This window comes from Exiguobacterium sp. s101 (assembly GCF_018617835.1).
Taxonomy (GTDB): Bacteria; Bacillota; Bacilli; order Exiguobacteriales; family Exiguobacteriaceae; genus Exiguobacterium; species Exiguobacterium marinum.
In genome coordinates this window covers 204,597-218,024 of sequence record NZ_JACSKX010000002.1, presented here as the reverse complement: position 1 = coordinate 218,024, position 13,428 = coordinate 204,597, and the positions used below count along the sequence as shown (strand labels likewise).

15 protein-coding genes are annotated in these 13,428 nt (G+C 48.2%); 14 read left to right on the top strand and 1 reads right to left on the bottom strand.

The genetic code is table 11. From position 1 onward, the window contains the following. Positions 1–13: 13 nt before the first annotated feature. The 6 genes from prfA to KNO76_RS03245 are packed head-to-tail and all read left to right on the top strand — an operon-like array spanning position 14 to position 4,438. Positions 14–1,084: a peptide chain release factor 1 gene (gene prfA, locus KNO76_RS03270; protein ID WP_026825074.1), complete on the top strand. Its 1,071-nt coding sequence runs from the start codon at positions 14–16 to the stop codon at positions 1,082–1,084. Further along, complete coding sequence (prmC, locus tag KNO76_RS03265; RefSeq protein ID WP_214878911.1) at positions 1,084–1,941, top strand: peptide chain release factor N(5)-glutamine methyltransferase; 858 nt, start codon at positions 1,084–1,086, stop codon at positions 1,939–1,941. Before prfA ends, prmC begins: the two co-directional genes overlap by 1 nt. Next, positions 1,922–2,932, top strand: a complete 1,011-nt coding sequence (locus KNO76_RS03260; RefSeq protein ID WP_214878734.1) for an L-threonylcarbamoyladenylate synthase — start codon at positions 1,922–1,924, stop codon at positions 2,930–2,932. Before prmC ends, KNO76_RS03260 begins: the two co-directional genes overlap by 20 nt. A 21-nt stretch (positions 2,933–2,953) precedes the next feature. Then, positions 2,954–3,454, top strand: a complete 501-nt coding sequence (locus tag KNO76_RS03255; protein ID WP_034770840.1) for a low molecular weight protein arginine phosphatase — start codon at positions 2,954–2,956, stop codon at positions 3,452–3,454. Between the two features lie 4 nt (positions 3,455–3,458). Then, entirely contained in the window at positions 3,459–3,899 is a 441-nt protein-coding gene (gene rpiB / locus KNO76_RS03250) for a ribose 5-phosphate isomerase B (protein WP_026825076.1), read from the top strand. A 5-nt stretch (positions 3,900–3,904) separates the two neighbouring features. Continuing rightward, entirely contained in the window at positions 3,905–4,438 is a 534-nt protein-coding gene (locus KNO76_RS03245; RefSeq protein WP_214703163.1) for a TIGR01440 family protein, read from the top strand. A 48-nt stretch (positions 4,439–4,486) separates the two neighbouring features. On the opposite strand, the gene KNO76_RS03240 is transcribed toward KNO76_RS03245, so the two are convergent. Next, the gene (locus KNO76_RS03240) at positions 4,487–5,272 is read right to left on the bottom strand and encodes an alpha/beta hydrolase (RefSeq protein ID WP_026825078.1); all 786 of its coding nucleotides are present in this window, start codon (positions 5,270–5,272) and stop codon (positions 4,487–4,489) included. 131 nt (positions 5,273–5,403) lie between these two features. Here KNO76_RS03240 and glyA point away from each other — a divergent pair, with 131 nt between their 5' ends. From glyA to upp, 8 genes are all read left to right on the top strand, one after another. Beyond that, positions 5,404–6,657 carry a serine hydroxymethyltransferase gene (glyA, locus tag KNO76_RS03235; RefSeq protein WP_214882494.1) on the top strand — a complete coding sequence of 418 codons (1,254 nt, stop codon included), beginning with the start codon at positions 5,404–5,406 and terminating at the stop codon, positions 6,655–6,657. Positions 6,658–6,661: 4 nt separating this feature from the next. Further along, the gene (locus tag KNO76_RS03230) at positions 6,662–7,609 is read left to right on the top strand and encodes a hypothetical protein (RefSeq protein WP_214882491.1); all 948 of its coding nucleotides are present in this window, start codon (positions 6,662–6,664) and stop codon (positions 7,607–7,609) included. Positions 7,610–7,708: 99 nt separating this feature from the next. Beyond that, complete coding sequence (locus KNO76_RS03225) at positions 7,709–7,957, top strand: hypothetical protein (RefSeq protein WP_214703166.1); 249 nt, start codon at positions 7,709–7,711, stop codon at positions 7,955–7,957. A gap of 66 nt (positions 7,958–8,023) precedes the next feature. Beyond that, entirely contained in the window at positions 8,024–8,701 is a 678-nt protein-coding gene (locus KNO76_RS03220; RefSeq protein WP_026825082.1) for a response regulator transcription factor, read from the top strand. 3 nt (positions 8,702–8,704) lie between these two features. After that, on the top strand, positions 8,705–9,940 hold the full coding sequence (locus KNO76_RS03215) for a sensor histidine kinase (RefSeq protein ID WP_214703167.1): 1,236 nt from the start codon (positions 8,705–8,707) through the stop codon (positions 9,938–9,940). Positions 9,941–10,050: 110 nt separating this feature from the next. Beyond that, positions 10,051–10,716: a hypothetical protein gene (locus KNO76_RS03210; protein WP_214882488.1), complete on the top strand. Its 666-nt coding sequence runs from the start codon at positions 10,051–10,053 to the stop codon at positions 10,714–10,716. A 204-nt stretch (positions 10,717–10,920) separates the two neighbouring features. Next, positions 10,921–12,135, top strand: coding sequence for a hypothetical protein (locus KNO76_RS03205; protein WP_214882485.1), 1,215 nt, complete (start codon positions 10,921–10,923; stop codon positions 12,133–12,135). Positions 12,136–12,232: 97 nt separating this feature from the next. After that, on the top strand, positions 12,233–12,862 hold the full coding sequence (gene upp, locus KNO76_RS03200; RefSeq protein WP_026825086.1) for a uracil phosphoribosyltransferase: 630 nt from the start codon (positions 12,233–12,235) through the stop codon (positions 12,860–12,862). Positions 12,863–13,428: the final 566 nt, after the last annotated feature.

Here is a 13,428-nt window from a genome sequence, read left to right as displayed (position 1 = left end):
AGGACGGATCATCATGTTTGACCGTTTAAGTGTATTAGAAGATCGTTATATGCAATTGAATGAGATGCTCGCCGACCCTGAGGTGCTCAGTGACTCGACGAAGTTGAGACAATATTCGAAAGAGCAAGCACAGTTAGAAGAGACGGTACAGATGTATCGGCAGTATAAGGGTAAGAGTGAGGCCTTCAAGGAAGCGAAGTCGATGCTCGAAGACCGGACGCTCGATGCCGAGATGCGTGAACTTGCAAAAGAAGAGATGCAGCTTTTAGAACCGGAAGTAAAAGAGTTAGAAGCGAAGTTACGGATTTTGTTACTTCCAAAAGACCCGAACGATGACAAAAACGTTATCGTCGAAGTCCGAGGTGCGGCAGGTGGAGACGAAGCGGCCCTTTTTGCAGGAGATCTTTATAAGATGTACACACGATTCGCTGAACGTCAAAATTGGAAAGTTGAATTGATCGATGCAAACTATACCGAGCTCGGCGGATTTAAAGAAGTCACGTTCATGATCAATGGGGCTGGTGCCTACTCAAAACTTAAGTTTGAGAATGGGGCACATCGTGTGCAACGGGTCCCGTCTACGGAATCGGGTGGACGAATCCATACGTCTACGGCAACGGTCGCTGTCTTACCTGAAGCGGAAGATGTCGAGGTCCATATCGATATGAAAGATGTGCGTGTCGATACGTTCACCTCGTCCGGTCCAGGTGGACAGTCAGTCAACACGACACAGTCTGCCGTTCGTTTGACACACATCCCATCAGGCCTCGTCGTGTCTTGTCAGGATGAGAAGTCGCAACATAAAAATAAAGACAAGGCGATGAAGGTCCTTCGGGCACGCCTGTATGACAAGATGCAGAGCGAGCATATGGAAGAACTGTCGGCACAGCGGAAATCCGCTGTCGGGACAGGTGACCGCTCAGAGCGGATTCGCACATATAACTTCCCGCAAAGTCGTGTCACAGACCATCGCATCGGTTTAACGCTCCAAAAGTTAGACCGTGTGTTAGCGGGTGAACTAGAAGACATCATCGACGCACTCATCATGGATGAACAGGCACGTCTCATGGAGGATGCAGAATGATGCGTGTCGCCGCGCTACTCAAACAGACAGAAAAACGGCTTTCAGAAGCCGGGCGCGACCACGCGGCTGCCGAGTGGTGGCTCATGCATGTGCTTCGCGTTGATCGGACTGGTCTCCTCGTCCGCCTGTCGGATGAACTGTCGGAAGATGAGGCGACACGATTTGAGGAAGGCGTTGAGCGTATGTTGACCGGGGAACCGGTACAACATGTGATTGGACGAGCGCCGTTTTACGGGCGTTCTTTCGAAGTGAATCGCGACGTCTTGATTCCGAGGCCAGAAACAGAAGAATTGATTGACTGGGTGCTCGGTCAAATTCGTCACATAACGGACGATGAAATCGTGGATGTCGGGACGGGGAGTGGAGCGATTGCGATCACGCTTAGTTTAGAACTCGGTATCCGGGTACACACGGTCGATATTTCTCCGGAAGCGATAGTGGTCGCGAAACGAAATGCGGAAGCGCTCGGTGCGAATGTTCGTTTTTATGAAGGAGACGGGCTCGCTCCAATCGCCGATCGGTCGATTCGTATTCTCGTCTCGAATCCGCCTTATATCGAAACGGAAGTGCTGTTAGATGAGACCGTTGTCGCCTACGAGCCGCATCTAGCCCTCTTTGGAGGCGCGGACGGACTTGATATGTATCGTCAACTCATTTCGGAATCAGTGCGCGTCTTACGTGCCGATTGGCAATTGATTGCGTTTGAAATCGGGTATAACCAAGGACAAGATGTGAAATCATTGCTGTCTGAACGTTATCCTGAAGCAGAAACGGGTATTTTAAAAGATATAAACGGTAAGGACCGTATCGTCTATGCCGTAAGGGAAGGGATTGCGTATGGAAACGAAATGGATTAAATCGAATGAGGTTGAAGAGGGGGTACGTCTTCTTCAAGCGGGTGAAATCCTCGCCATGCCGACAGAAACCGTTTATGGTCTCGCGGGGGACGCCATGAATGATATGGCGATTCGCAAGATTTTTGAGGCGAAAGGTCGTCCGTCGGATAACCCACTCATCGTCCATATTGCTTCAATCGAACAAGCGAAAATGTTCGCCGATTCGATCCCTCCCGTTGCCAAACGCTTAATGGATGTGTTTTGGCCAGGCGCTTTGACAATCATCTTGCCTTCAAACGGCCGAGCCTCATCGCTCGTGACCGCGGGCCTCGATTCCATCGGATTACGGATGCCGAACCATTCGGCAGCACTTGAATTGATTCGTGAGTCGGGTTTAGGACTTGCGGCTCCAAGTGCGAATCGTTCTGGGCGCCCCTCGCCGACCACCGCTCAACATGTGGCTGATGATTTGGCCGGGCGAATCGCAGGGATTGTTGATGGGGGTCCAACTGGAATCGGTGTCGAGTCAACCGTCATCGATTGTACGGGTGACATGGTGACGATTTTACGACCTGGTGGTGTGACGCGAGAAGAAATCGAAGCCGTCATTGGATCGGTCGCTTTAGATGCCAACTTAAGTGACGAAGAAGCCGCACCAAAGTCACCGGGAATGAAATATACGCATTATGCCCCGACAGCGCCCGTCTTTTTGGTCGATGGCACACGTGAAGATTTAGAGCGTGTCATCGAAGAGCGTCAGCGAGTGGGGCGGCGTATCGGTGCACTCGTATTTGATGAAGAGCCGACATTGGCAGAAGTTACCTTTTCTCTCGGTACCTCGATGGAAGTGGCGGCGCAACGTTTATACGATGCCCTTCGTCGATTTGATGAGACAGATGTCGAAGAGATTTATGTGAACAAGATTGAACCGGTCGGGGTCGCGTTAGCCGTCTATAACCGCTTATACAAAGCGTCCGGAGGGAAGGTCGTGCAACCGACGAAAGATGCCTAAAGACATAGAGGAGGACACGCGATGTCAATGAAACGCGTATTATTCATATGTAGTGGCAACACGTGCCGAAGCCCGATGGCGATGGCCTTGCTCCGTTCGAAAATGACAGGAGATGAATTTGATATTCGTTCTGCCGGTCTACGGACGATGCAAGGATTCGATGCTTCTGAAAATGCACTGCAAGTTCTCAGAGAACGTGGGATTGAACTCGATCATGTCACGCAAACGTTTGATGAGGTGTTAGGAAACTGGGCGGACATCATCTTGACGATGACGCGTGCACACCGTGAACAAATCCGGGATACATACCCGGATTTAGGGGAGCGGACGTACACTCTCTATGAATTCGTAACAGGACTTGAACGAGACATCAACGACCCGTTCGGCGGCTCGATGAATGTCTATCGCCAAGTGCGAAATGAACTTGAGCCACTCGTGAATCGACTTGTGTTAAAATTAACGAATGATGGGTCAAAGGTGACGAAACCACCGAGACGCCTACCAAAGAAGACGGGGGAATGAACGAATGAAAATTGCAATTGGCGCCGATCACGGCGGATTCAACTTAAAAAAAGAAATTGTAGCCTTGCTTGAAGAGCTTGGACATGAGTATAAAGATTTCGGGACCCACTCAGCTGAATCGATTGACTACCCAGACGTAGCCATCCCGGTCGCTGAAGCTGTCGCGGCTGGTGAGTTCGATCGTGGAATTTTGATTTGTGGTACGGGAATCGGAATCGGGATTGCGGCGAACAAAGTCAAAGGGATTCGTGCGGCACTCGTCCATGATTCATTCAGCGCGAAAGCGACACGTCAGCATAACGACTCGAACATCATGACGATGGGCGAGCGTGTCATCGGACCTGGTCTTGCACTCGACTTGGTGACGACGTGGCTCGATACGAACTTTGAAGGTGGTCGCCATTCAAATCGTGTCGGCAAGATGAGCGCTTACGAATCGAAGTGAGCCTGATGAAGACGGAACTTCTCGGATTATTAACGGAGCTAAACGGACGGTTTCCGTTACATGATGAGCGTATTCTCGTCATCGGATGCTCCACAAGTGAAGTCCTTGGCAAAAAGATCGGCAAGGCGGGGTCCATCGACGTCGCAAGTGAGTTGATGGAAGCCTTCCTTGAATTTAGAGAAAAGACGGGTGTCCATCTGGCGTTTCAAGGGTGCGAGCACATCAATCGTGCCCTCACCGTTGAGCGCCGGACACTTAAACAGTTCGGCCTCACTGAAGTGACAGTCGTCCCGGTCCGCGCGGCCGGCGGAGCGATGTCAGAGAAAGCTTATGCAATCTTCGATGAGCCGTGTGTCGTCGAATCGATTCAAGCAGATGCTGGAATTGATATCGGCTCGACATTGATTGGGATGCATTTGAAGCCGGTCGCCATTCCGGTCCGACTATCATCGAAGCATCTCGGGGAGGCGTACGTCACGTTCGCGATTACGAGACCGAAACTGATTGGTGGGCCACGGGCTCAATATCCAAACAAATGAAAAGCATCGCATTCGATTTTTTCGACCGGATGCGATGCTTTTTTGTGATTATAATTCTTCACCGAATAAATACGACACGACCATCGGGAAGCGCTCGCGCCAGGCAAGTTCGTTATGGACGCCTTCTTCAATCACTTCGAAACGGATGTGTTCGACCTTGTCCTTTAACAAGTTATACACGCGTTCGCTCGATTCGCGATACATCTCGTTCGTCGGACCGTTCTCCATCGGTTCCTCAACTTCTTTGGCGCCGACGTCTAAGTAAAGACGCTCGACGCCCTTCACGTCGCTCGCTTCAATCAATTGTTCCAGCTCCGTTTGGTTGAACCAAAACGCGGACGACAGGGAAGCGACCCGCTTGAAGATGTCTGGATATACACACGCTGCGTACACGGAGATAAGCCCACCCATCGAACTGCCCATCATCGCCGTTTCTTCCGGGATGGTCCGATAGTCGGCATCGATTTGAGGTTTCAATTCCTGAGCGATGTATTCGATATAGGCTGAACCTTGCCCTCCGAGTACGATGTCTCGTCCGAGCAAACTTTCCCCGATGAAGGGATTTTCCCATGGTCCATACTCATCAAGTCGTTGTTCGCCTGGCGCACTATCAATCGCAACGACAATTAAGTCGCGCTTCGAGTCGTTCAGATATTCACTTACGCGCCAGCTCATCTTGTAGCTCGCGTCCTCGTCATTAAAGCAGTTCTGTCCGTCATGCATGTAGAGGACCGGATACTGTTTTTCCGATGTCTCATAGTCAGCAGGCGTGTAAATTCGGACTGTTCGTTTACGTTCGAACGGTGTAATCGTCATTTCTTTTGTCTCAATCATAAGTGACCTCCTCACAGTTGCATTCTTTCTAATGATACCCAACTTTCCGTCAGATTATAGCGATACCCAAAAAAACAAGCATATGGTACGATGGGGATATTGATTTTTAGACATTTAGAGGGGGTCTTCACATGGTAAACACGACGAAGTTAAAAGTGCAGGATGCGGAATTGTTTGAGGCAATGCAACACGAGCTCGGTCGTCAACGCGACAACATCGAACTCATCGCCTCAGAAAACTTTGTTTCAGAAGCGGTCATGGAAGCGCAAGGAGGCGTATTGACGAACAAATATGCCGAAGGATATCCGGGACGCCGTTACTATGGCGGCTGTGAATTTGTCGACGTTGCGGAAAACTTGGCGCGCGACCGTGCGAAAGCATTGTTCGGTGCAGAACATGCGAACGTACAACCACACTCTGGTGCGCAAGCGAATATGGCGGTTTATTTTACGGTGCTTGAAGCAGGAGACACGGTGCTCGGGATGAACCTTTCTCATGGCGGTCATTTGACGCACGGTAGCCCGGTCAACTTCTCGGGTATCCAATACAACTTCGTCGAATACGGTGTAGACAAAGAGACAGAACACATTGACTATGACGTTGTCGCGGCGCTCGCGAAAGAACACAAGCCAAAATTGATTGTGGCAGGGGCTTCGGCTTATCCACGCACAATCGATTTTGCGAAGTTCCGCGAGATCGCGAATAGTGTGGATGCGTACCTCATGGTCGATATGGCCCACATCGCCGGGCTCGTGGCGGCGGGTCTGCACCCGAACCCAGTCGAGCATGCGCATTTCGTCACGACGACGACACACAAGACGCTTCGTGGACCACGGGGCGGGATGATTCTTTGTAAAGAAGAGTCCGCCAAAGCAATCGACAAGTCAATCTTCCCAGGTATTCAAGGCGGACCCCTCATGCACGTCATCGCAGCGAAAGCGGTCGCATTCGGTGAAGCACTCCAACCGGAATTCAAGGATTACCAGCGTCAAGTCATCGCCAATGCGCAAGCCCTTGCGGCAGGTCTTGAAGAAGAGGGACTCCGAATCGTATCGGGCGGAACGGACAACCATCTCTTACTCGTCGACCTTCGCGGCATCGACATCACGGGAAAAGCAGCGGAGCACGCACTTGATGCAGCGGGGATCACGGTTAATAAAAACACGATTCCGTTCGACCCGGCATCACCATTCGTCACAAGCGGTGTTCGTCTTGGAACGGCGGCGATGACGACACGCGGTTTCAAACAAGAGGATATGAAAGAAGTGGCACGCTTAATTGGTCGTGTGCTCAAACATCATGAAGACGAGTCGGTACTCGCAGAAGCACTTCAAGACGTGCGAACGTTAACTGCGAAGTTCCCACTCTATCCTGAACGAGGCTGAGTCAATGGATATCCGGACACTAGCAGAACGAGAGCTATCCGAACTTCCATTGTTCGATATGACGGAATGGTTGGCTCGTAAAGGGGAATACGACCCTTCTTTCCGTCTTGTCGCCAGTGAGTTTGAGGTCATCACGACGCTCCTCGACCATGACTATTATGAAGAAGCGAGCGAACGAATCGTGCCGCTCCTCGGGATGAAAGTGCCTGCTGCTTTCCATCGACTAGGTCTTGCGCTAGAAGTGAAGGCGAACGGGAAAAAAGCGGCCAAGCGCCGCTTTCGTTCGTTCTCGTCGGCTGTCATCCAACATTCGGATTTAGCCGAATGGCGACAAGTGTTCAAGTTTGATAAGAAATGGCTGGGGCTTCCACTAGTCGTCGTTCTCGCGGCGGGCGTGCTCGCGTTTTGGCCAAATGCTGAACCTCCAGTCGTTACACCGGACGAATCGGACCAAGTCGTCATGGAGACGGTGACCGAGGAGGAGGCGCTCGCGGAACGCCTTGAGGAGTTAGAAGCGGAAGTCGCGCGACTCGAAGAAGAGAATGAGAAACTTCAAGATTCGGACGATCAGAAACCGACTGAGTCAACAGAAGAAGCACCGGCCGTTTCAACGAATATTGTCCCGCTGACCGAAGTTGAAGCGCTCGTTCAAGACAAGCAGTACGAAAAAGCTGATCGACTATTGGGTGGTAAAGCGAAAGCTGGTCAAGAACAAGCAGTCGGATTTTATCGACTTCTCGTCGACAATAAGTTAGGACAAGCAGAAATTAATGATTATGCAAATTATGTCGATTCTTATCCGGAATCCGGTTATAAAGCGGATGTTTTATGGATGAAAGGGATTGCCGAGAAAAAGGCAAATGATCCCGCTTATCGCGATACGTTGACGACCGTTTCAGAAATGGAAGGGACATATTGGGCACCGATTGCGAAGTCTGTGCTCGAAGAGTAAGGTGCTGCGTGAGCGGCGCCTTTTCTCATAGAATTCTAATGAAGGCCACCACGATTTCTCGTTTTCTTGTCGTATGATTTGAGTAGGAGGGATGCGTGTATGAAACGTGTAATGAAAACTATTGGAACAACGCTTTTCGCAATCGGACTTATAGGAATCGGACTTGCCGGATTCTTATTCTTCACTCCCCCCGGCCAATCTAGCTTGACTCAACTATCCCTGGCGGCGATGGAAGTCGAACAGCAGATCGATCAAGTCGATACGACGTGGGATGAATGGGAAGATGAGTTAGAAAGACGGGTCGAGCAAGCGATTCCAGAAGGAGTTCGTCTGTTTTTTGCTGATTGATTTCGGGAAATGAATAATAATACGTCGAGCGAGTTGCTCGGCGTTTTTTTCAAAGGAGTGAGCGGGATGCAGACGATTCTCGTCGTAGAAGATGATTTGAAGATTGCACGATTGTTAGAGTTGGAGTTGAAGCATGCGGGATATGCCGTCGTCGTGGCCACGGACGGTCGTGGTGGTTTGGAGAGGGCACTTGCCGATGACATCGACCTCGTCTTACTCGATATTATGTTGCCTCAGATGAGTGGACTTGAGGTGGTTCGTCGTCTGAAAGAAGAGCGACCTCTGCTGCCGGTTCTGATGGTGACAGCTCGAGGAGATCGCTACGATAAAGTGAGCGGTCTCGACCTCGGTGCAGACGACTACATCACGAAACCGTTTGAAATAGAAGAAGTGCTTGCCCGGATTCGAGCTTTTTTGCGCATGCGTCAGCTCGTTCATCAAGACCATTCTGAATTAGTGTTAACATATGAGACATTAACGATCGATGTGAATCGGCATGAAGTATATTGTGAAGGAAATAAAGTCGATTTGACACGTCGCGAATTTGATCTATTGGTTTTCTTTTTAGAACATCCTGAGCGTGTGCTGACACGTGATCAACTCGTCGAACAAGTATGGGGATTTGATTATTTCGGTGATACGAACGTCGTGGATGTATATGTCCGCTATGTTCGAAAAAAATTGACAGGTTCCTGGATTCAAACGGTCCGCGGTGTCGGCTATATGTTGAAGCGTGGTGAGTGACCGATGTTACGAACAAAAATCGCATGGGCGATGACAGGATTCATGTTGATTCTCCTTTTCATCTCGTTTGGTGTGACATGGTTCGTTGCCCGTCAAGAGATTGTGGATTCGCGCTTTGACGTGTTACTGCAAGCACTGAATATTTTAGAAGAAGATGTCCGGAATAGTGATGCCGTATTATCGCTCCATAAGGATAGTGTCGTATTGGAACGCCAAGAAAGCGGAGAGTGGGGAATCATCGGTGGAGAGGTACCGAATGGGACGACATTCCCCATCAATTATGGCGAGCCGGCACTTATTGATGACTGGTTTGTGGTCGCAACGACCGACGGCTTAGCGTTCGGCTTTCAAGATCGGGCCGTGAGCAACACGATTCAAGCACTCGCAACCATATTTCTTGTCATGTTTTTCCTTGCAGTTATATCGACATTCTTTGGAACGTGGTGGATTTTACGTCAAGGCTTGTCACCGTTACGACGATTGACAGACACGATGGAACGCATCACCAAATCCGGGAAGTTAGAGACGATCGAAGTGGATGACAGAAAGGATGAAGTGACGACACTCTCGCACGGATTCAATCATATGATCGAGCGGGTCGAAGGAACGATGGAGCAACAACGCCGTTTCGTCGCCGATGTTTCACATGAACTTAAGACACCGTTGACCGTCATCGAAGGCTATGCGAAGTTATTACAACGATGGGGACAAGAAGATGAGGGTGTGCGCAACGAAGCGATTGATCATATTTTGACGGAGTCGCGACAAATGCGAAATGACTTGATTGAACCCATGCTCGAATTGAATCGATTCACGGCACTCGATCAGGTCGACCGAGAAGAAATCGATTTAGCTGAACTCGGGGAATCGTTAACGGAACGTTTTTTACGGTCGCACGGCGTCCACCTCCCCATCGAAGCGACGGGCAGTTGGTTTGGTCATCGTGAGTCGTTACAACGGATTCTTGTCATTTTGATTGATAATAGTTTGAAGTATGCAGAGGAGACGACTCTTCATTTGAAGAGTGATCGGATTGAAGTACGTGATCGAGGACCAATCCTTTCAGATGAAATAAGAAATCGTCTGTTCGACCGATTTTATCGATTGGATGAAGCACGAGATCGAAGTGGAAGCGGTCTCGGTCTTGCGATTGCGAAAGAAGTGGCGGACTTGAATGAATGGACGATTGGAAGTATATCGAATGATCCCGATGGTAGTGTATTTTTCCTGACTCGATGATGAATGTTCCTTATTTTCTCATCAAATTTTAATGAAGCCTTAAATGCTCTCTCACGCACAAAGCTTATGATGAAAATAAGAAGAACGGAACACAACGAGGAGGAAATAACATGAAACGCATCGGCTGGATCATCGGAGCTTTACTTGGCGTCATGGCAATTGTAGGGATTGGATTTTATGTTAGTGGTAATCAGGCGGACACGGTCATCGAGCCACAAGCAATCAACCAAACGAGCGGCAATCCATCAGCGGACAACTCAAGTGATTCCGCTACACCGGATGACTCGAGTAACGCATCAGATGATTCATCATCACAAGTGGAGGATGGGGACGACTATGCACTGTACGGTACACTCGTGAAGTTGTCGAAAGAGGATGTCACCATTAGCTTCAATGGAAAAGAATCCACATACCGTTTAGCAACCACACATGAAATCGACGATGACACGCCGCGAGTTGGGGACCGGGTCAAGCTCGAATTGAATCGAAATGATGAAGTGAAAGAAGTGGACCGTGAGAGTGGCGACGATGATGGGTACGTTTACGGCACACTCGTCAAACTCACGAGTCAAGAAGTTACGATTAATATCGATGGAACCGATAAAGCGTATCCACTAGCTGCACGTGCTGAAATTGATGACGACACACCGCGAGTCGGAGACTTCGTCAAACTTGAATTGAATCGAGAGGAAGCAGTCATTGAAGTAGATCGTGAATCAGAGGACGGCCAGTATGAGCAAGATGATTCATCTGAAGATGAGCGAGAATACGACTGATGGAATGACTGAAAAGAACTAATCTCTTGATTGATTAGTTCTTTTTTGGTTGCTAGATGTTAAGTCAGAAAAAGGATGGAATTGCTTTAGGGGCATCATCAGAAACGTAATAATTCTGAAATTATCACAAAAATAGGTTATATGTTATGATGTACAAGAAAAATTTAGGTTTTTTCACCTAATTGGGAATGGGAGGGGACATCAATGCGAGTGTGTTGGGGAATCTTTCTCAGTTGTATCTTGTTGAGTGGATGTGGTGCCGAGACGTTGAATGCGATTGAACTACGTCCTCTGTCTTCCTATCGAGTTGAGCAAGAACCTGAGATGTCATTATCAGAACAAACAAAAAAACAAATTCTTACATATTGCGAGCGTCAACCGACCGATGTCTTACCGAAGCGAAGAGCTAAGGTGGCAGAAGTAACATTCCATCACCCTTTATATGAAGTACTCGGATCTAAAACCGTAAAGTACTTTGCGACAGGGAATAAGCGATATATCACTTGTTCGAACAGCGATCAACTGATGGAGCGAGCTTTTTCCGTAAAACCGATTCAGGAATTTGAAGCGCTCGACGAAGACTACTTTCGAGAGTCAGACGTGGTTTCGACGGTTGAATTCGAACGCGTCGACGACATCAAACAAATCGTTAATTTATTCAACCTGAATGACAGTCATGAAGAGGTTATTTCGAATTCGGCTTTTCACTACACGACACCAGATACGGGAGCGATTTATGTGACGTTCGAGACCGTCAGGAATGGACGCACACTCGACCCGATTATCGAGCCGAAACTCTTCCCATTTAAAAGTGGAGAAAATGAAGGGTATGTCTTTTTGACAAGGCGAGCCGATAATCGTGTCGCACTTCGATTTGGAGAAGAGTCATCGCCAAGACAACTCGTTCTTCCGAGTATGTATGAGGCTCCTTATATGAAAATTGATACAAAAGAAGAGGGGCTTTCTCTCGAAGGGGATCATCGTGAACTGATGAAGCGAATTATTTTATCAGATCAACCAATTGAGGGAGATCTGGCGAAACAGACTTCATTGGCACTGTCGAAAACATACGGCACTGTCCTTGAGATCTGGGGTCATGTCCGTCGCCCGGTGACAAATAAAATGTCGTCACGCCCGGCCGACGGAGAGAAAAGGTTGGCCGTTTTCGAATCGGACGAAAATGCCATTTGGTTAGACGGACCGAAGACCCAAGAATTGTTTGACGAGCTGTTTCACGTAAAGATGCGAGAGATGCCGACTACAGCCGTTCAGACCGGACAGTTACACCTGTATGAAGAATTGACGGAACAGTCATTTGACGTGTGGAAAACGGAGACGGAACTTTACTTGGTCGACGAAAAAACGTCCAGGTCATATGAATTACCTTCGAATGACTATTTCAAAGTCAATCAACCGTGAGGGTGTCTGACCTTTGACAAAATAGAAGTTGACTCTACCCATCTCTAGAGAGTTAGGGTACAATGCTCGAGAGAGAATGAGAGAGGAGTGAAGCAAGATGGGAAAAGTACATGTTTATGACCATCCTTTGATTCAGCACAAAATGACGATTATGCGTAAAGTCGAGACGGGGACGAAGCAGTTCCGTGAACTCGTTGACGAAGTTTCTTCACTTATGGCATACGAAATCACGCGTAGCCTACCCCTGACAGACGTAGAAATCGAGACACCGGTCTCTGTTTCGACTCAAAAAATGATTGCCGGCAAGAAATTGGGAATTGTCCCAATTTTACGTGCAGGGCTTGGTATGGTGGATGGGTTCCTCAAAATGATGCCGAACGTAAAAGTCGGTCACATCGGTCTCTATCGCGATCCAGAAACACTTGAGCCACATGAATACTACTTGAAACTTCCGACAGACGTGACGGAACGCGACTTCATCGTCGTCGATCCGATGCTCGCAACAGGCGGTTCGGCTGCCGATGCTATCGCTTCACTTAAAAAGCACGGAGCGAAGTCCATCAAGTTGGCTTGTCTTTGTGCTGCACCAGAAGGCGTAGAACGTGTACAAGCAGAACATCCGGATGTGGAGATTTATCTCGCGGCACTCGATGAAAAGTTAAATGATCACGGTTATATCGTTCCTGGACTTGGAGATGCGGGTGACCGTTTGTTTGGTACAAAATAAAAATGAAGCGAGAGTCGCCTGTGCGATTTTCGCTTTTTTCATGAGTGCTATAAAGGGTTACTTATCATCTGTCGTTGTCACGAAATAGACACAAAATAATATGGTGAGAATCATCATATGAGATAGTAACATGCTGTTCCTTCATATTTAAAAGTATAACACTAGTTTGGTTCTGGAAACGCGGGAAACATGTCCATGCTGAGAACAATGAGATTCCTCACAAAAAAATGGGTAAAATCGCTCGACACGGGAAAAACTTCCTCGGTATACTGATACAGGACGTTGAAAACGATTTCAAAATAAAAATGCCAGTCGTTTCGTAACTCTTTGTGAACGTAAACGCTTACGGATTGAATTTTCCAAAACGTGGGGGTATAACTGAACTATTCTTCATCTGATTCCTTTTGTGAAATGTTATAAAGTCAACATTTTTATTTCAACGTTTCTTCACACTTTCTTAAAAAAGAGCAGTAGTCATTAAGTTTATGAAGTGCGTAAAACTATTGATATGACTTGATTTAAAGCGCTTTTATAATTGTGAAATCCATTGACTTCTTATGCCATTT

Bases quoted from the DNA above. Each gene is read 5' to 3' on its own strand.
- prfA (WP_026825074.1), top strand. From the start codon at position 14: ATGTTTGACCGTTTAAGTGTATTAGAAGATCGTTATATGCAATTGAAT.
- prmC (WP_214878911.1), top strand. From the start codon at position 1,084: ATGCGTGTCGCCGCGCTACTCAAACAGACAGAAAAACGGCTTTCAGAA.
- KNO76_RS03260 (WP_214878734.1), top strand. From the start codon at position 1,922: ATGGAAACGAAATGGATTAAATCGAATGAGGTTGAAGAGGGGGTACGT.
- KNO76_RS03255 (WP_034770840.1), top strand. From the start codon at position 2,954: ATGTCAATGAAACGCGTATTATTCATATGTAGTGGCAACACGTGCCGA.
- rpiB (WP_026825076.1), top strand. From the start codon at position 3,459: ATGAAAATTGCAATTGGCGCCGATCACGGCGGATTCAACTTAAAAAAA.
- KNO76_RS03245 (WP_214703163.1), top strand. From the start codon at position 3,905: ATGAAGACGGAACTTCTCGGATTATTAACGGAGCTAAACGGACGGTTT.
- KNO76_RS03240 (WP_026825078.1), bottom strand. From the start codon at position 5,272: ATGATTGAGACAAAAGAAATGACGATTACACCGTTCGAACGTAAACGA.
- glyA (WP_214882494.1), top strand. From the start codon at position 5,404: ATGGTAAACACGACGAAGTTAAAAGTGCAGGATGCGGAATTGTTTGAG.
- KNO76_RS03230 (WP_214882491.1), top strand. From the start codon at position 6,662: ATGGATATCCGGACACTAGCAGAACGAGAGCTATCCGAACTTCCATTG.
- KNO76_RS03225 (WP_214703166.1), top strand. From the start codon at position 7,709: ATGAAACGTGTAATGAAAACTATTGGAACAACGCTTTTCGCAATCGGA.
- KNO76_RS03220 (WP_026825082.1), top strand. From the start codon at position 8,024: ATGCAGACGATTCTCGTCGTAGAAGATGATTTGAAGATTGCACGATTG.
- KNO76_RS03215 (WP_214703167.1), top strand. From the start codon at position 8,705: ATGTTACGAACAAAAATCGCATGGGCGATGACAGGATTCATGTTGATT.
- KNO76_RS03210 (WP_214882488.1), top strand. From the start codon at position 10,051: ATGAAACGCATCGGCTGGATCATCGGAGCTTTACTTGGCGTCATGGCA.
- KNO76_RS03205 (WP_214882485.1), top strand. From the start codon at position 10,921: ATGCGAGTGTGTTGGGGAATCTTTCTCAGTTGTATCTTGTTGAGTGGA.
- upp (WP_026825086.1), top strand. From the start codon at position 12,233: ATGGGAAAAGTACATGTTTATGACCATCCTTTGATTCAGCACAAAATG.